Genomic DNA, 15,916 nt, shown 5'->3' with positions numbered 1-15,916 from the left:
AACTGCTCCTGTTCGGGGTGGCCCGCTACGGGGCCGGGTGGTCGTCGGTCAGTCCGAGCAGACGCTCGGTGACCGCGATGATGTCGAGGACGAACCGCTCCTTGGCCTCCTCATCCGCCCCGGCGAGCCGCTTGGCGCCGTGGTGGATGGCGTCGCCGATGATCTGCACCAGTCGTTCCGGCTCGATCGCCGGATCGAGGGTTCCGCCGGGAAGGTTCCGGAGGAATCGCGCGTAACCGCGGATCCGGCGGTCGGCTCCCGAGGTCCAGATCTCGGCGACCTCCGGCCGCACCGACGCGGTGACGTCGATCAGCCCGACGATGCCGCCCATCGAGAAGATGGCGTCCAGGTACGCGCGAGTAGTCGCGGCGAGGATCTCGCGTGCACCGGCGTCCTCCAGCCCGGTGAGGCTCTGCGTCACGTTCAGCTCGTCTGCCAGCTTCTCCACCAGGGCCAGGAAGACCTCGTCCTTCGATCGGAAGTAGGCGTAGAACGTGGGGCGCGAGGTGTGCGCGCGGTTCGCGATCATCTCGACGGTGACCGCGGAGTAGCCGAACTCGTCGAAGCACTCGGCGGCGGCGGCGAGGAGTTGGTTGCGGCGGGCTGCTCCGGCGTCCTTGCGGCTGGCACGGGCACGCTCTTGAGTGGTGCTCACTGTGACAGTCTGCTGTGACACGGTCGGCCTTTCAAGGACGCCGGAGCGCCGTCAAGCGGCGGCCGGCACGCCCGGCACCGCCTCCGGATCGGTGCGGACGGCCGCACCGTTGGTCTCCGGCAGCCGCCAGGCGCAGACCACGGTGACCAGTGCCATCGCCGCCAGATAGATCGACACTCCGGTGGTCGACGCCGTCTCGGCGATGATCCAGGTCATGACGAGCGGGGCGACGCCGGAGACGGCGACGGCGGCGATCTGGTAGCCGAGTGAGGCGCCGGAGTAGCGCAGCCGGGGCTCGAACAGTTCGGCCATGAAGGCGGCGAGCGGTCCGTACGTCAACGCCTGCCCGATGCTGCTGATCATCATCGCGAAGAAGAGGAGAACGCCCGATGCGGAGTTCGCGAGCCAGAAGAACGGGAACGCCCACAGGAGCAGCACGCCGCCGCCGAGCAGGATCAACGGTCGGCGGCCGATCGAATCGGACGCCTTACCCGCCCACGCGATCACCACGGGCATCAGGACGGAGACCACCATGATGGCGGCGAGGACGGTGGTCCGGTCCATGCCGAGGCCGTTGTCCGCCGCGGACTTGGTGCCGTAGGCCAGGAATCCGGCGATCGCCACATAGAAGGCCGAGTTGGTCGCGGCCAGCAGACCCGCGCCGAGCAGGATCTTGCGCCAGTGGAAGCGGATGGCCTCCGACAGTGGCGCCTGGGCGATCTGCTCGGTATCACGCCTGGCCGCGGCGGTCTCCTGCAGTCGACGGAACTCCGGTGAGTCCTCGACCTTGAAGTGGATGTACAGCACCAGCGGGATGAGGGCGGCACTGGCCCAGAACGGGATCCGCCAGCCCCAGCTCAGGAAGGCCGCATCCGACGTCGAGGCGTTGACGATGATCATCGCCAGGTTGCCCATCACCAGACCCAGCGGCACTCCCATCTGACCGAACGTCCCGGCGAATCCGCGGCGCTTGGGGCCTGCCGATTCGGTGAGCAGCAGGACGATGCCGCCCCACTGGCCGCCGCACGCGAGCCCCTGGATGAATCGCAGGGTCACGAGGAGGATCGGCGCGGCCGAGCCGATCGCGGCCGCCGACGGCAGGCATCCGATCAGGAAGGTCGCCAGTCCCATCGAGATCAGGCAGGCCAGGACCATCGGCTTGCGGCCGATCCTGTCGCCGAAGTGGCCGGCGAGGATGCCGCCCAGCGGGCGGGCGATGAATCCGACCGCGAAGGTGCTGAACGCGAGCAGGGTGCCGACCAGCGCCGAGGCGTCCGGGAAGAAGATCTTCGGAAAGACGAGCGCCGCTGCGGTGCCGTAGACGAAGAAGTCGTACCACTCGATGGAGCTTCCGAACAGACCGGCGGCCAGCAGTTTGCGGTGCGCGGACAGTTCCTCGGTCCCCTGCGCTGCCACCGCACCAGTTGGATTTCTCATGACCCTCCTCGGTCTCGAAGTGTGATGCGTGACACTCATCATGCTTTACATTGACGTCAACGTCAATGACTGAAGGCCCAGCGGGAGCGTCCGAGGAGACGACCGTCGTGCACAGCTAAAACGCGCCGTCGGCGGACGTGGTCACGTCCGCCGACGGCGCGTCTCGTCGCCTCCGGTTCGCCGAGGTCAGGCGGGCAGATCGGCGAGGATCGCCAGCGCCGCCCGATGCCGTCCGGGAGTACCGAGAGCGATCTGATCGGCCTTCGCCCGCTTGAGGTAGAGGTGCGCGGGATGCTCCCAGGTCATTCCGATGCCGCCGTGCAACTGGACGGCTTCCTCGGCGGCCCGGACGGCGTGGTCGCCGCAGTAGGCCGCCGCGACCGCCGTCGTCAGCGCCGACTCGTCAGAGTCCACTCCGAGATCGGTCGAGACGACCGCAGCCGCGCGCGCCGCCGCCGAGGCCTGTTCGGTGTCCGCGTACAGGTCCGCCAGCCGGTGCTTGATCGCCTGGAAGCCACCGACGACGCGCCCGAACTGGCGTCGCTGCCGCAGGTAAGCCACGGTTTCGGTGACACACCACCGCGCGATGCCCGCTTGTTCGGACGCCAGCAGGGCCGCGCCCATCGCGAGACCGGAGCGGATCGCCGCCGCGCCGTCGTCCGACACACGCCTCCCCTCGGCCCCGTCGAACTCGAGGTCGCTGACCGGTCGGGTCATGTCGAGCGACGTGACCGGCGTGACTACGACCGACTCCGACGGCACCGCATACAGGGCGCCGTCCGAACCGGGAACCAGGAAGACATGGGCGTCCTCGGCGCCGGCCACGCTCTGCACCCGCCCGGACAGGCGCGCGTCGGCCGCCGCCACCGTCGCGATGACCGAATACGGATCGGCGGAGAACGGGACGGCGAGCGCGGCGACGACGGATCCGTCGGCCAGCCCCGGGAGCAGTTCGGTGTCGCCCGCCTCCTCGAGCACGGTGGTCGCGATCACGGCGCTGGTGAGCATCGGGGTGTGCGCCGATATCGCACCGAGTTCCTCGAGGACCACCGCCGCCACCGCCGGCGTGGCTCCGGCACCGCCGTGCTGCTCACCGATCAACAGGCCCGCGAGCCCCAGTCCGGCCATCTCCCGCCAGAGGTCGGGCGGCGCGGCGCCGTCGTAGGCGGCGATGAGGGCGTCCGTGCTCACTCGCCGGGACAGCAGATCGCGCACGGCGGCCCGCAGATCCTCCTCCGCCTCGTCGGGCACCAGGTGCGGCACGTAGTCCGCCGCGACGCTCATCTCGGCACGTCCTTCCATGGAATGTCCTTGTCGACTCGGTGTTCGGGCGGCAGTCCGAGGATGCGTTCGGCCACGATGTTGCGCAGGATCTCCGATGTCCCGCCCTCGATCGAGTTGCCCTTGGCTCGCAGATACCGGTAGCCCGCGTCGCGGCCGAAGAAGTCGACGCGCTGCGGCCGGACCATCGTCCAATCCGAGTAGCGCAGTCCCTCGGCGCCGAGGATCTCCAGTTCCAGCCCGGACAGTTCCTGGTTGATGCGTGCGAACGAGAGTTTCATCGCCGCTCCCTCCGGACCGGGCTGCCCGGAGGCGAGCTTCTGGCCGAGCCGGACGCCGGTGAGACGAGCCACCTCGGAATCGACCCAGAGCTTCAGCAGTTCGCCGTGCAGTTCCGGGGTACGCAGGTCGGGGCGGTCGCGCCAGGTCCGCGCGACCACGCCGATCATCCCGTCCTCACGCCGGGCGGCCCGGCCCCCGATCGCCACCCGTTCGTTGTTCAGGGTCGCATTGGCGACTTCCCAGCCCTGACCGATCTCCCCCAGCCGCTGGCTGTCCGGGATGCGCACGTCGGTGAGGAAGACCTCGTTGAACTCCGCCTCGCCGGTGATCTGGCGCAGCGGCCGGACGTCGACGCCGGGGTCGGTCATATCGCACAGGAAGTACGTCAGTCCGCGGTGCTTGGGCACATCGCCGTCGGTGCGGGCGACGAGGATCGCCATTCGGGCGTTGTGCGCGCCCGAGGTCCACACCTTCTGCCCGTTCACCACCCACTCGTCGCCGTCGCGGACGGCTCGGGTGGCCACGGCCGCCAGGTCGGAGCCGGCCCCGGGTTCGCTGAACAGCTGGCACCACACCTCCTCGCCGGTCCAGAGCGGGCGCAGGTAGCGGTCGAGCTGCTCGGGTGTGCCGTAGCGCAGGATCGTCGGCGCGGCCATGCCCAGGCCGATGCCGTTGACCTCGCTCCGGTTTCCGGGTGCGCCGGCCTCCGCGAAGAGTCGGTCCACCTCGGGCTGCAGCGACCGCGACAGCCCCAGTCCGCCGCGGCCCACCGGGTACGCCACCCAGGCCAGACCCGCGTCGTACCGGGCTCGGAGGAACTCCAGCGAATCGGTGGTCGCGGGATCGTGTGCGGCCAGGAAGTCCGCCACCGTCCGCGCGAGATCGGCCGCCGCGGTCGCCTCCGTCATCAGCGAGTCTCTTGCCTGCGGAGTTCGGCGCGCGCGAGGGAATTCTTGTGCACCTCGTCCGGCCCGTCGGCGAACCGCAGCGTCCGGATGCCCGCGATGTAGTTGGCGAGCGGGAAGTCCTGGGAGAGTCCGCCGGCGCCGTGCGTCTGAATCGCCTTGTCCAGGATCCACTCGACCGTCGACGGGGTGGCGATCTTGATGGCCTGGATCTCGGTGTGGGCGCCGCGGTTGCCGACGGTGTCCATCAGCCACGCGGTCTTCAGGACCAACAGCCGCAACTGCTCGATCTTGACCCGCGATTCGGCGATCCAGTTGCGGATCACACCTTGTTCGGCGAGCGGTTTGCCGAAGGCGACGCGGCTCGCGGCTCGCCGGCACATCATCTCCAGCGCACGCTCGGCCATGCCGATCGACCGCATGCAGTGGTGGATGCGGCCCGGTCCGAGCCGGCCCTGAGCGATGGCGAATCCGTCGCCCTCCGCCCCGATCAGGTTCGCCGCCGGGACGCGCACGTCGGTGAACCGCAGTTCGGCGTGGCCGCCGTGATCGTGGTCGTCGTAGCCGAGCACGTGCATCCCGCGCACCACCTCGAAGCCCGGGGTGTCGCGCTCGACGAGGATCATCGACTGCTGCGCGTGCCGCTCCGCGGACGGATCGGTCTTCCCCATCACGATGAAGATCTTCGCGTTGGGGCTCATGGCACCGGTGATCCACCATTTGCGCCCGTTGATGACGTACTCGTCACCGTCGCGGACGATCGACAGTTCGATGTTGGTCGCGTCCGAGCTGGCGACATCCGGCTCGGTCATCGCGAACGCCGAGCGGATCTCGCCGTTGAGCAGCGGGGTCAGCCATTTGCGCTGCTGCTCGGCGTTCGCGTACTGGGCCAGGACCTCCATGTTGCCGGTGTCGGGCGCGGCACAGTTGAGTGCGGCGGGCGCCAGCCCGGGGCTGCGGCCGGTGATCTCCGCCAGCGGCGCGTACTGCAGATTGGTCAGTCCCGCCCCGTGTTCGCCCGGCAGGAACAGATTCCACAGTCCGCGCCTGCGGGCCTCGGCCCGCAGCTCGGCGAGGACCGGCACGCCGTCCCAATCCCACGGGTCCTCGAGCGCGGCCAGCTGCTCGGCGAACACCGGCTCGGCCGGGTACACGAACTGATCCATGAACTCCAGGAGGTTCTCCCGCAGTTCCTCGGTCTTCGCGTCGAACTCGAAATCCATCTCAGCTCTCCTTCAGAGCGTCCAGGCCCGCGTTCAGCAGCGGACCCACGGCCTGTCCGGCGTCGGCGAATCCTTCGCCGACCGTCTGACCGTTGACGTAGCGGTAGTGAATGCCCTCGACGATCCCGGCCAGCTTGAAGCAGCCGAACGCGAGGTAGAACCCGAAGTCCGAGAGGTCACGGCCGGACTCGGCGGAATAGCGCGCGAGGACCTCGTCCTCGGTGAGGAAGCCGGGCGCCAGCGAGACGTCGGTGACGCCGCCGCCCGCAGCACCGAGACGGTGGTAGACGCACATCAGCGCCAGATCGGTGAGCGAGTCCCCGATCGTCGACAGTTCCCAGTCGAGCACCGCCCGGGCCTGATCGGCGTCGTCGACGAGCACGTTGTCGAGGCGGTAGTCGCCGTGGACGATGCCCGGGGCGGCGTCGGCGGGTACCCGCTCGGCCAGCAGCCCGTGCAGTCGCTGCATGTCCGGGAGGTCGCGGGTGTGCGCGGCGTCGAACTGTTTGCGCCACCGCGCGACCTGCCGGGCCAGAAACCCTTCGGGACGGCCGAAGTCGCCCAGTCCCACCTCGGCCGGATCCACGCGGTGCAGAGCGGCCAGCGTGTCGACGAGCCGCTCGGAGATCGCACGGGTGCGGCTGCTGCCCAGCTCGGCCAGTTCGGCGGCCTTACGGTAAGGAGTCCCGTCGACGGCCTCCATGACATAGAACCGCGCGCCGAGCAGGTCGGTGTCGTCGCAGATCGCGTACATCCGCGGCACGGGCACCTCCGTCGGCGCCAGCGCCGACATCATCGTATACTCGCGTCCCATGTCGTGCGCCGTCGCCAGCAGCTTGCCGACGGGCGGGCGGCGCAGTATCCAGCGGTTGTCTCCGTCCGTGAGGCGGTAGGTGAGGTTCGACTTGCCGCCGGCGATCAGCTCCGCGTCGAGCGCGCCGTCGATCGGGCCGACGTTCTCGATGAACCACGGAGTCAGCCGGGCCAGATCGAGACCGGGCAATTCGCGTGAACCGGTGGCCGCCATCAGAACACCAGCACCGAGACGGTCTCGGCGATGCACACCGGCTTCTCGCCGCCGTCGATCTCGATGGTGACCTTCTCGACCACCTGCTGACCGGCCGAACTCGCCTTCACCTCGACGAGTTCGAAGCCGGCCCGTACCTTCGATCCGACCGGGACGGGCGCGGGGAACCGCACCTTGTCGGTGCCGTAGTTGACGCCCATCGTGGTTCCGACCGCACGCCAGGCGCTCTGGCGCAGCACCGGAATCAACGACAGGGTCAGATAGCCGTGTGCGATGGTGGTGCCGAAGGGTCCCTTCGCGGCCCTCTCCTGGTCGACGTGGATCCACTGGTGGTCACCGGTGGCGTCGGCGAACAGGTTCACCTTCTCCTGAGTCACCTCGTACCAGTCGGAGTAGCCCAGATGCGTTCCGACGGCGGCGACGAGGTCTTCGGCACTGTTGATCTCGATCATCGTCAGGCCTTCGGTCCGCCGGCGACGTAGATGACCTGACCGGAGACGAAGCCGGCGCCTTCGCTCGCGAAGAAGCTCACGGTGTGCGCGATGTCGGCGGGCTCGCCCACGCGCTGGACCGGGATCTCCTTGGCCGCGGCGGTCTTGAAGTCGTCGAAGGAGACGCCGATGCGCTCGGCGGTCGCTGCGGTCATATCGGTCGCGATGAATCCCGGAGCGATCGCGTTGGCGGTGACGCCGAAGCGGCCCAGCTCCAGCGCCAGGGTCTTGGTGAAGCCCTGCATCCCCGCCTTGGCCGCCGAGTAGTTGGCCTGGCCGCGGTTGCCGAGCGCCGAGGTGCTCGACAGGTTCACGATGCGCCCCCAGCCCTCCTTGGTCTGGTACTGCTGCACCTCGCGCGACATCAGGAAGGCACCGCGCAGGTGCACCGCCATCACCGAGTCCCAGTCGGAGACGCTCATCTTGAACAGCAGGTTGTCGCGGATGATGCCCGCATTGTTGACCAGGATCGTCGGCGGCCCGAGTTCGGCCGCGACCCGGCTGACGCCGGCCTCCACCTTGACTTCGTCCGAGACGTCGACGCCCACACCGATCGCTCTGCCGCCGGCGGCGGTGATCTCGTCGGCGACGCTCTGGCAGGCCGCTTCGTCGAGATCGAAAACGGCCACGGCGTGACCGTCGTCGGCCAGACGGCGCGCCACCTGGGCACCGATGCCTCGAGCGGCGCCGGTCACGATCGCAATGCGCTGGGTGGTCATAGAGTTCTCTCCTTCGAGGACGTACTTGATTCGGATGTGCGGGATTCGGGTGTGCGGGATCGGGCGGAGCGGCCGGTGAGTCCGCTCGGCGTGGCCTGATACGCCACGCGTCCGACGGTATTGCCGTCGGCGAGCCGTTGCAGGCCGTCGGGGATTTCCTCCAGTGGCAGCCGCTCACTGACGAGGGGCGCGATGGCTCCGGAGTCGGCGAGCGCGGTGAGCTCGGCGTGGCATTCGCGGACGAGGTCGGGCGCGTACCTGTTGTACAGACCCCAGTGCAGACCGACCACCGAGTAGTTCTTGATGAGCGCGTGGTTCAGCGCCGTCTCGGTGATGGTGCCGCCGGCGAAGCCGATCACCAGGATCCGCCCCTCGAATGCGATGCACTTGGTGGACCGCAGGTAGGTGTCGCCGCCGACGGGATCGTAGATCACGTCGGCGCCGCGACCGCCGGTTTCGGACTTGACGACCTCGACGAAGTCTTCCGCGTGCCGGTCCACCACGACATCGGCGCCGAGCTCGCGAGCGACCCCGGCCTTGGCCGATCCGCCGACCACGCCGATCACCTTCGCGCCGGCGGCCTTGCCCAGTTGAATCGCGGCACTGCCGACCCCGCCGGCCGCGGCGTGCACCAGCAGGGTCTCCCCCGGTTGGAGCCGGGCTCGACGGTGCAGTCCGAACCAGCCGGTCTGGTACCCGATGAACAGCGACGAGGCCTGCGCATCGTCCAGGGACTCCGGCGCCGGGAAGGTCTCGGCGGCGGCCATCACCGCGTACTCGCCGAAACCGCCGTACGGCAGCACCGCGCCGCCGAGCACCCGGTCGCCGACCGACAGCCCGGCGACGCCCTCACCGAGCGCGGTCACCTCGCCGCACAGTTCCACTCCCGGGGTGAACGGCAGTTCCGGCCGCACCTGATAGAGCCCGCGGCACATGAGGACGTCCGGGAAGTTCGCCGCGGAGGCGAGCACCCGCACCACCAGCTGCCCAGGTCCCGGCTCCGGGAGGTCGACGTCGGCGAGGTGCAGCACCTCAGAGGGCTCGCCGAGCCGTTGCACCCGCCACGCCTTCATCGCGGCTCTCCCTCGGACCGGGCCGAGTCGAGCCTGCGCTGCAGTTTGTTCATGCCCGCGAGCCAGCGGTCGGTGTCGCCGGCCCTCGCCCGGTAGTAGCCGGACACCTCGGGGTGCGGCAGGATCAGGAAGTCGTCGCCGTCGAGGGCCGCCTCGACCGCCGCCGCCACGTCGTCCACGGAGAGTGCGACGTCATGGCTGAGCAGTTCTTCGAGGGGCCCGGACTGATCGAGCATCCGGGTGCGCACGCCCTGCGGACAGATCGCCTGCACCACGACGCCTCGATGCCGATAGGTCGCCGACAGCCATTCGGCGAAGGCGACGGCGCCGTGTTTGGTCACCGAATACGCGGGAGCGCCGAGCATGGTCAGCAGCCCGGCCGCCGAAGCGGTGACGACGAACCGTCCGCCGCCGCGCTCGATCCACTCCGGGACGAGCCGGCGCGCCGCGTGCACGTGCGCGAGCACGTTGACATTCCACGAGAGCTCCCAGTCGGCGTCGTCGGCCTCGAGCCCGCGCCCTCGGTCGACTCCCGCGTTGGCGAACCACGCGTCGATCGGACCGTAGGCTTCGCGGGCCGTCGCGATCAGGGCGTCCACGCCGTCCTGCGACGCGGCGTCGCCCGGTGCGGCCACCGCGGTTCCGCCCGCGCCCGCGATCGACGCCACCGTGCGTTCGGCGCCCTGCGCATCGAGATCGGCCACCACCACCCGAGCGCCCCGCGCACCCATTGCGACGGCGAGCCCGGCGCCGATGCCGTTGCCCGCTCCGGTGACGACGACCGTCTTACCGGCCGGATCGAAGGCCGCCGGGTCCGCGCCGCTCATCAGGCGCCGCCGCCGAGGAGCACGCCGCCGTCCACGACGAGCGTCTGTCCGGTCATCCAGCCCGCGTCGGCCGACAGCAGGAAGGCCACCACCGAACCGATGTCGTCCGGCTCCCCCAATCGCTTGAGCGGGTACGCCGAGGCGACCTGCTCCTCGCGACCCTCGTAGAGGGCGGTGGCGAACCGCGTCTTCACCACCGCCGGAGCCACCGCGTTGACCCTGATGTTCGGTCCGAGCTCCCACGCGAGCTCTTCGGTGAGATGGATGACCGCGGCCTTCGACACCCCGTAGAAGGCGATGCCCGGTGCGGGGCGCAGACCCGCGATGGAGGCGACGTTGACGATCGCACCGCCGTGCTCGCCCTGCCAGGCCCGGTTGACCGCCTGCGCCCAGCGCAGCGCCGAGATGACGTTGACGTCCATGATCTTGCGTGCGGCCTCGGGATCGATGTCCATCAGCGGTCCGTAGACCGGGTTGATACCGGTGTTGTTGACGAGCAGATCCGCACTGCCGAAGCGCTCGACGGTCTTCGCCACCGCATCGGCCTGATGGTCGGGGTCGTCGCCGCGACCGGGTACCGCGAGTGCCACGTCCGCACCGCCGAGCCGTTCGGCGGCGTCGTCGAGGGCCTCCTTCTTGCGAGCGGTGATCGTGACCTTGGCGCCTTCGGCGATCAGCCGCTCGGCGATCGCGAACCCGATGCCGCGGCTGGCGCCCGTCACGATGGCCGTCTGGCCCTTGAAGCGCTGAGGATCGATCTGTGCCACGGAGTCTCCTTGTCATGAACTGCGGTGAACTCTGACTAAGCGCTTGCTTAGCTGTTACGATCCACCTTGCACCACGGTGAGACATCCGTCAACCGGTCTCGCCGGATGCGGCCCGGCTCATATCCGAGACCGTGCGGCAGCGACCCGGCACACAGGAGGCGAGCGTGAACGACGAGAGCATTCCGTCCCGATCCGAGCTCACCCGGCGGCGTCTGCTCGACGCCGCATTGGAGGCCTTCGCCGAACGCGGCTTCCACGGCACCACGACGCGCGACATCGCGTCGGCCGCCGGCATGAGTCCGGCGGCGGTGTACGTCCACTACCGCAGCAAGGAAGACTTGCTCTTCGAGCTCTCGCACACCGGCCACCAGGCCACCCTCGCGACCGTCGAGCAGGCCGACGACCCCGGTGCGGACCCGGCAGAGCGGCTCGCCTCGGTGATACGCGCATTCGCCGAGTGGCACGCGAGGGGACACACCAGCGCACGGATAGTGAACTACGAACTCACGAGTCTGACTCCCGAACACCGCCGCGAGATCGTCGAACTCCGCCGCGACATCACTCGGCGCGTGCGGGCGATCGTCGACGCCGGGATCGCCTCGGGCGCGTTCGACGTCGACGATCCCCACACGACCACGAACTCGCTCCTGTCGATGGGGATCGACATCGCTCGCTGGTACTCCGAGTCCGGCCCGCTCGACCCGAGCCGGCTCGGCGACTTCTACGCGGGCATCGCCCTCCGCGTGGTCGGCGCCGCTCCGGTGCGCGCCGATCGGCCCGATCCGTAGTCCGAATGAATTGATTTGCGACACACCGAGGCCAACCGGGAACATTCAGGGGCCGGTAATCGTCTGACAGAGTGAAGGACGACGAACCGATTCGCGGTTCGCCGGCTATGGGACGGAGGACGACATGAGCGACATCGCCACGACCGCACCCGCGAGGACGCCGCTGACTGCCGCAGACCGCTGCGATCGCTGCAGCGCCGCTGCCAAGGTGCGCGCCACCCTGCCGACCGGTGGAGAGCTGCTCTTCTGCCTCCACCACTACAACGATCACGAGGCCCGCCTCGTCGAGATCGGGGCGGTGGTCGACTGACCGCCGCGCCGGTCACGGCCGGCTGACTCCAGGCTCGAAGCCCTGCGAACCTACCAGGTTCGCAGGGCTTTGATCCTTTCGCGCAACTGTTCGGCGGTCGCCATCGCCGTCGGCGGACCGCCCAGGCGAGTGCGCAGCTCGTTGTGGACCTGGCCGTGCGGCTTGCCCGTCCGGTGGTGATGGAGCGCGACGAGGGTGTTCAACTCCTTGCGCAGGGCGTGCAGGTTCTCCCCCGTCTGCCGTTCAGCGGCGTTCGGAGCGGCCTGCGCCTGAGCGTCGTCGGCGGGACGCGCCTTGGCCGCGGCCGACCGTCGTGTCACCTGGTCGGCCTGCCGCTGCTGCAGCAGCGTTCGCACCTGGTCGGCGTCCAGCAGTCCGGGAAGTCCCAGATAGTCCGACTCCTCGTCGGAACCGACGAGTGTCGTGGTGCCGAACGAGGAACCGTCGTAGATCACCTGATCCAGTTCGGCGTCGGCGTGCAGCGATTCGAAGGTCTTCTCGTCCTCGCCCGGCTCGTCCTCGCGCTTGTTGGCCTGAGCCAGGAGCCCGTCCTCGAGTCCGTCCGACTCACGATGCGGCTTGCCCAGCACGTGATCGCGCTGCGCCTCGAGCTTGCTCGCCAGGTCGAGCAGCACCGGCACGGAGGGCAGGAAGACGCTCGCCGTCTCCCCCGGGCGCCGCGACCGCACGAATCGGCCGATCGCCTGCGCGAAGTACAGCGGAGTCGACGCATTGGTCGCGTACACCCCGACCGCCAGCCGCGGCACGTCGACGCCTTCGGACACCATGCGCACCGCGACCATCCACTCGTCCTGACTCGCCGAGAACTCGGCGATCCGGGAGGACGACTTCGGATCGTCGGACAGGATCAGCGCGGGCTTCTTGCCGGTCATCGACAGCAGGAGCTCGGCGTAGTCGCGCGCGGTCTGCTGGTCGGTCGCGATCACCAGTCCGCCCGCGTCCGGCACACCCGAGTCCCGCAGCTTCATCAGCCGACGGTGGGCTGCCGAGAGGACCGCGGGGATCCAGTCGCCGTGGGGGTCGAGCGCGGTGCGCCAGGCGCGCGAGGTCTGCTCGGCCGAGAGCGGCTCACCGAGCCGGGCGGTGAACTCCTCACCCGCGCTGGTCCGCCAGCTCGCCTGACCGGAGTATGCGAGGAAGACCACTGGCCGGACCACGCCGTCGCGCAGGGCGTCGGCGTAGCCGTAGGAGTGATCGGCCTTCGAGCGCTGCCCACCGCCCGGCTCCGGTTCGTAGGTCACGAACGGGATCGGGGAATCGTCCGAGCGGAAGGGTGTTCCGGTCAGCGACAGCCGCCGTTCCGCATCGCTGAACGCCTCCCGGATCCCGTCGCCCCACGATTTCGCGTCGCCGCCGTGGTGGATCTCGTCGAGAATCACCAGCGTCCGGTACTGCTCGGTGCGGACGCGGTGGCGGGACGGGTGCGCCGCCACCTGTGCGTACGTCAGGACCACACCGTCGAAGTCCGAGCTGGTCGACCCCGTCGAGTTGGAGAAGTTCGAGTCCAGCGCGATGCCGACGCGCGCGGCCGACTGTGCCCACTGGTGCTTGAGATGCTCGGTCGGCGCGACGACGGTGATCCGTTCCACGGTCCGGTCGGCCAGCAGTTCCGAGGCCACGCGCAGCCCGAAGGTCGTCTTTCCGGCACCCGGCGTCGCGACGGCGAGGAAGTCCTTCGGCCGTCTGGTCAGGTATTTCGTCAGCGCCCGCCGCTGCCAGGCGCGCAGCGGCGCGCCCGATCCCACGCGCCGAGCAGTCTCACCGTCGACCTCGTCCACCCCGTCACCGATTGTCGTCCCGGACCCGACTTCTGTCTCCGTGCTGGTCACCCTGCTCCTGCACCCTCCTCGCGAGAAAACCTCCACGAGTCTATCCCGGCCGCCGGACATCCTCGCGGTCGCCGCCGCACGCCTGCGCGCCACGCCCGCCGGCGGGGCGCTCGTTCCGGGCGTGGCGCCCATCCGCCATGCTGGTAGGCATCGACACCGAGCACCACGCGCCCACCGACGGCGAGGAGAACGCGAGTCAGGACGACCGGCAGAGCCGGGCGAGCCTGCCCGAAGTGATACGTGGAATCCCTCGTCTGGCGTGGCGGACGACGGTCAAGTCCTGGGACGACTCGATCATCGGCTGGGCCGCGCAGGCGGCGTTCTGGCAGGCTCTGTCGCTCCCCCCGCTGTTGCTCGGCGTACTGGGCAGCCTCGGATACATCGCCGACTGGTTCGGCCCCGACACCGTGCAGATCATCACGGAGCGCATCATCTCGTTCTCCGAACACGCCTTCACACCGAACGTGGTCGACGACCTCATCGCTCCGACCGTCGAGAACGTCCTCGGGCGGGGCCGAGTGGCGATCATGTCGGTGAGCTTCGTGATGTCTCTGTGGGCGGGATCGTCGGCGATGTCGTGCTTCGTCTCCTCGATCGTGCACGCACACGGACAGCACGAGATCCGCCACCCGGTGTGGCAGCGCATCTTCGCGCTGCTCATCTACATGGTCTTCCTGGTCTCCGGCGTCCTGGTGCTGCCGCTGGTGGCACTGGGGCCGACGTATCTGCACCAGATCCTGCCCGACGCGTGGGATCCGGCGATCTCCGATCTGGTCGACTGGGGCTACTTCCCGTTCGTGGGGGTGCTGTTGATCGGCGCGCTGGTGACGCTGTACCGGTTCGCGCTGCCGCATCCGGCGCCCTGGCACCGGCTGCTGCCGGGCGCCCTGTTCGCGGGTGTCTTCTTCTGGGTCGCGACGTACGTCCTGCGCTTCTACCTGACCGCGCTCACCCGCGCCGGCTACACCTACGGCGCCCTCGCGACGCCGATCGCGTTCCTCCTGTTCACCTTCTTCCTCGGCTTCGCGATCGTCGTAGGAGCCGAGTTGAACGCCTCGATCGAGGAACTGTGGCCGGCGCCGCGCGGCGGCGGGGTGGTGCGCAGCTGGGTCACCAGCCAGACCACCGAACTGACCGACACACTGCGCAATCGCGCACTGAACGGCCGCGCGTCGGGCGACGGCCGGGGCAGGGACGACGGCCGGGACGGGGACGATCCCGACGGACCCGCCCCGACCGCCCGCTGAGAATCGGTTACTTCTTCATCTTCTGGTAGATCTTCTTGCACTTCTCGCAGACCGGCGAGCCGGGTTTCGCGGACTTGGTGACCGGGAAGACCTCACCGCACAGGGCGACCACGTGAGTACCCATGACCGCGCTCTCGGCGATCTTGTCCTTCTTCACATAGTGGAAGACTTTCGGAGTGTCATCGTCCTCCTCAGTGCGTTCATCGATGTCCGGGCGTTCGATCGTCTGAGTAGCCATGACTCCATTGTGGACCACTGTGCAACCATGGAGGTATGGCGGAACGACGAGGACGCGATGGTGACGGCGACAGCTTCCTGATCACCAGCGCTGAACCCGACCGCGACGCCGTCTTCCGCGCCCGCAAGCGCCGCTATTTCCTGATGATGTCGATCCGTATCCCCGCACTGATCATCGCGTCGATCGTGTACGGCGTCACGCAGAACGGCTGGATCGCACTGGCGATCATTGTCGCGTCCATCCCGATTCCGTGGATCGCCGTTCTCAAGGCCAACGACCGGGAACCCCGCAAGCACGGCGAGGTGCCGATGTATCACTACGGCAGCACCCGCTCCGTGCAGCCGGAGATCGCGCCCGAGCCGCATCGCGATCGCTACGACGACCGGTCGCACCGGATCATCGAATCCGAGGTGGAGGGACGTCCCGATCCCGAGCACCCGGAACGCGAGTAGGGCTCAGCCCACCGCGCGTTCGTCGCGTCCGCCGCCGATACGGTCGCCGTCCACTCGGTCGCCGTCCACGCCGTCGGCCAGCCAGGTCGCGACCGCATCGTCGACCGGCATCTCCAGCGCCGCGCACAGCCCGACGACGGTCCCGAAACTCGGGCTCGGCATCCGGCCGGACTCGAGCTTGCGCAACGTCTCCGGCGAGATCCCGGCTGCGGCCGCCACCCGCACGGGATCGCGGTCGGCCCGTGCGGAGCGGAAGAGGACTCCGAGGCGTCTGCCTGCGGCGAGTTGCTCGGGAGTCAACGGGAGACGAACCATACCCGCAGCTTAGCGGTATTCGAATACCG

18 protein-coding genes are annotated in these 15,916 nt (G+C 69.0%); 4 read left to right on the top strand and 14 right to left on the bottom strand.

The genetic code is table 11. The annotated features are described in order from the left end of the window. Window positions 1–25: 25 nt before the first annotated feature. The 11 genes from Y710_RS06615 to Y710_RS06565 all read right to left on the bottom strand — a co-directional run bounded on the left by Y710_RS06615 (window position 26) and on the right by Y710_RS06565 (window position 10,687). Window positions 26–655 (bottom strand): TetR/AcrR family transcriptional regulator, encoded by a 630-nt coding sequence (locus Y710_RS06615; protein ID WP_101841579.1) that lies wholly within the window; start codon window positions 653–655, stop codon window positions 26–28. A 51-nt stretch (window positions 656–706) separates the two neighbouring features. Continuing rightward, window positions 707–2,092 (bottom strand): MFS transporter, encoded by a 1,386-nt coding sequence (locus tag Y710_RS06610; RefSeq protein ID WP_006896318.1) that lies wholly within the window; start codon window positions 2,090–2,092, stop codon window positions 707–709. A 186-nt stretch (window positions 2,093–2,278) separates the two neighbouring features. Then, window positions 2,279–3,394 carry an acyl-CoA dehydrogenase family protein gene (locus Y710_RS06605; protein WP_231650147.1) on the bottom strand — a complete coding sequence of 372 codons (1,116 nt, stop codon included), beginning with the start codon at window positions 3,392–3,394 and terminating at the stop codon, window positions 2,279–2,281. Continuing rightward, entirely contained in the window at window positions 3,373–4,563 is a 1,191-nt protein-coding gene (locus Y710_RS06600; RefSeq protein WP_062366852.1) for an acyl-CoA dehydrogenase family protein, read from the bottom strand. Before Y710_RS06600 ends, Y710_RS06605 begins: the two co-directional genes overlap by 22 nt. Beyond that, on the bottom strand, window positions 4,563–5,783 hold the full coding sequence (locus Y710_RS06595) for an acyl-CoA dehydrogenase family protein (RefSeq protein WP_062366850.1): 1,221 nt from the start codon (window positions 5,781–5,783) through the stop codon (window positions 4,563–4,565). Before Y710_RS06595 ends, Y710_RS06600 begins: the two co-directional genes overlap by 1 nt. A 1-nt stretch (window position 5,784) precedes the next feature. Beyond that, entirely contained in the window at window positions 5,785–6,810 is a 1,026-nt protein-coding gene (locus tag Y710_RS06590) for a phosphotransferase family protein (RefSeq protein ID WP_062366848.1), read from the bottom strand. After that, window positions 6,810–7,262, bottom strand: coding sequence for a MaoC family dehydratase (locus Y710_RS06585; RefSeq protein ID WP_062366846.1), 453 nt, complete (start codon window positions 7,260–7,262; stop codon window positions 6,810–6,812). Before Y710_RS06585 ends, Y710_RS06590 begins: the two co-directional genes overlap by 1 nt. A 2-nt stretch (window positions 7,263–7,264) precedes the next feature. Beyond that, on the bottom strand, window positions 7,265–8,020 hold the full coding sequence (gene fabG, locus Y710_RS06580; RefSeq protein ID WP_006896312.1) for a 3-oxoacyl-ACP reductase FabG: 756 nt from the start codon (window positions 8,018–8,020) through the stop codon (window positions 7,265–7,267). Then, the gene (locus tag Y710_RS06575; RefSeq protein WP_045538179.1) at window positions 8,017–9,093 is read right to left on the bottom strand and encodes an NADPH:quinone oxidoreductase family protein; all 1,077 of its coding nucleotides are present in this window, start codon (window positions 9,091–9,093) and stop codon (window positions 8,017–8,019) included. Before Y710_RS06575 ends, fabG begins: the two co-directional genes overlap by 4 nt. Further along, window positions 9,090–9,920, bottom strand: coding sequence for an SDR family NAD(P)-dependent oxidoreductase (locus tag Y710_RS06570; protein WP_045538180.1), 831 nt, complete (start codon window positions 9,918–9,920; stop codon window positions 9,090–9,092). The genes Y710_RS06575 and Y710_RS06570 overlap by 4 nt, the downstream gene beginning before the upstream one ends. After that, window positions 9,920–10,687: an SDR family oxidoreductase gene (locus tag Y710_RS06565; RefSeq protein ID WP_062366844.1), complete on the bottom strand. Its 768-nt coding sequence runs from the start codon at window positions 10,685–10,687 to the stop codon at window positions 9,920–9,922. The genes Y710_RS06570 and Y710_RS06565 overlap by 1 nt, the downstream gene beginning before the upstream one ends. Before the next feature lie 164 nt (window positions 10,688–10,851). On the opposite strand from Y710_RS06565, the gene Y710_RS06560 reads away from it, so the two are divergent. Further along, a complete protein-coding gene (locus Y710_RS06560; protein WP_045538181.1) occupies window positions 10,852–11,475 on the top strand; it encodes a TetR/AcrR family transcriptional regulator in 624 nt (207 codons plus the stop codon). 124 nt (window positions 11,476–11,599) lie between these two features. Next, window positions 11,600–11,785, top strand: a complete 186-nt coding sequence (locus Y710_RS06555) for a DUF7455 domain-containing protein (RefSeq protein ID WP_045538182.1) — start codon at window positions 11,600–11,602, stop codon at window positions 11,783–11,785. 50 nt (window positions 11,786–11,835) lie between these two features. Here Y710_RS06555 and Y710_RS06550 read toward each other — a convergent pair whose 3' ends face one another. Continuing rightward, entirely contained in the window at window positions 11,836–13,584 is a 1,749-nt protein-coding gene (locus Y710_RS06550; protein WP_006896305.1) for a DEAD/DEAH box helicase, read from the bottom strand. A gap of 188 nt (window positions 13,585–13,772) precedes the next feature. Here Y710_RS06550 and Y710_RS06545 point away from each other — a divergent pair, with 188 nt between their 5' ends. Then, on the top strand, window positions 13,773–14,882 hold the full coding sequence (locus Y710_RS06545; RefSeq protein ID WP_062366838.1) for a YihY/virulence factor BrkB family protein: 1,110 nt from the start codon (window positions 13,773–13,775) through the stop codon (window positions 14,880–14,882). Window positions 14,883–14,889: 7 nt separating this feature from the next. On the opposite strand, the gene Y710_RS06540 is transcribed toward Y710_RS06545, so the two are convergent. Beyond that, the gene (locus tag Y710_RS06540; RefSeq protein ID WP_006896303.1) at window positions 14,890–15,120 is read right to left on the bottom strand and encodes a DUF3039 domain-containing protein; all 231 of its coding nucleotides are present in this window, start codon (window positions 15,118–15,120) and stop codon (window positions 14,890–14,892) included. 35 nt (window positions 15,121–15,155) lie between these two features. Between Y710_RS06540 and Y710_RS06535 the strand changes: the two genes are divergently transcribed. Then, window positions 15,156–15,572 (top strand): DUF3099 domain-containing protein, encoded by a 417-nt coding sequence (locus Y710_RS06535; RefSeq protein WP_062366836.1) that lies wholly within the window; start codon window positions 15,156–15,158, stop codon window positions 15,570–15,572. A 3-nt stretch (window positions 15,573–15,575) separates the two neighbouring features. Here Y710_RS06535 and Y710_RS06530 read toward each other — a convergent pair whose 3' ends face one another. Further along, entirely contained in the window at window positions 15,576–15,887 is a 312-nt protein-coding gene (locus Y710_RS06530; RefSeq protein ID WP_006896301.1) for a helix-turn-helix domain-containing protein, read from the bottom strand. Window positions 15,888–15,916: the final 29 nt, after the last annotated feature.

The sequence above is a fragment of the Gordonia sp. QH-12 genome (assembly GCF_001578675.1).
Classification (GTDB): Bacteria; Actinomycetota; Actinomycetes; order Mycobacteriales; family Mycobacteriaceae; genus Gordonia; species Gordonia sihwensis.
The sequence above is the reverse complement of the archived record's forward strand: the minus strand, read 5'-3'. Positions and strand labels throughout refer to the sequence as shown.

Bases quoted from the DNA above. Each gene is read 5' to 3' on its own strand.
- Y710_RS06610 (WP_006896318.1), bottom strand. From the start codon at position 2,092: ATGAGAAATCCAACTGGTGCGGTGGCAGCGCAGGGGACCGAGGAACTG.
- Y710_RS06605 (WP_231650147.1), bottom strand. From the start codon at position 3,394: ATGGAAGGACGTGCCGAGATGAGCGTCGCGGCGGACTACGTGCCGCAC.
- Y710_RS06600 (WP_062366852.1), bottom strand. From the start codon at position 4,563: ATGACGGAGGCGACCGCGGCGGCCGATCTCGCGCGGACGGTGGCGGAC.
- Y710_RS06595 (WP_062366850.1), bottom strand. From the start codon at position 5,783: ATGGATTTCGAGTTCGACGCGAAGACCGAGGAACTGCGGGAGAACCTC.
- Y710_RS06590 (WP_062366848.1), bottom strand. From the start codon at position 6,810: ATGGCGGCCACCGGTTCACGCGAATTGCCCGGTCTCGATCTGGCCCGG.
- Y710_RS06585 (WP_062366846.1), bottom strand. From the start codon at position 7,262: ATGATCGAGATCAACAGTGCCGAAGACCTCGTCGCCGCCGTCGGAACG.
- fabG (WP_006896312.1), bottom strand. From the start codon at position 8,020: ATGACCACCCAGCGCATTGCGATCGTGACCGGCGCCGCTCGAGGCATC.
- Y710_RS06575 (WP_045538179.1), bottom strand. From the start codon at position 9,093: ATGAAGGCGTGGCGGGTGCAACGGCTCGGCGAGCCCTCTGAGGTGCTG.
- Y710_RS06570 (WP_045538180.1), bottom strand. From the start codon at position 9,920: ATGAGCGGCGCGGACCCGGCGGCCTTCGATCCGGCCGGTAAGACGGTC.
- Y710_RS06555 (WP_045538182.1), top strand. From the start codon at position 11,600: ATGAGCGACATCGCCACGACCGCACCCGCGAGGACGCCGCTGACTGCC.
- Y710_RS06545 (WP_062366838.1), top strand. From the start codon at position 13,773: ATGCTGGTAGGCATCGACACCGAGCACCACGCGCCCACCGACGGCGAG.
- Y710_RS06540 (WP_006896303.1), bottom strand. From the start codon at position 15,120: ATGGCTACTCAGACGATCGAACGCCCGGACATCGATGAACGCACTGAG.
- Y710_RS06535 (WP_062366836.1), top strand. From the start codon at position 15,156: ATGGCGGAACGACGAGGACGCGATGGTGACGGCGACAGCTTCCTGATC.
- Y710_RS06530 (WP_006896301.1), bottom strand. From the start codon at position 15,887: ATGGTTCGTCTCCCGTTGACTCCCGAGCAACTCGCCGCAGGCAGACGC.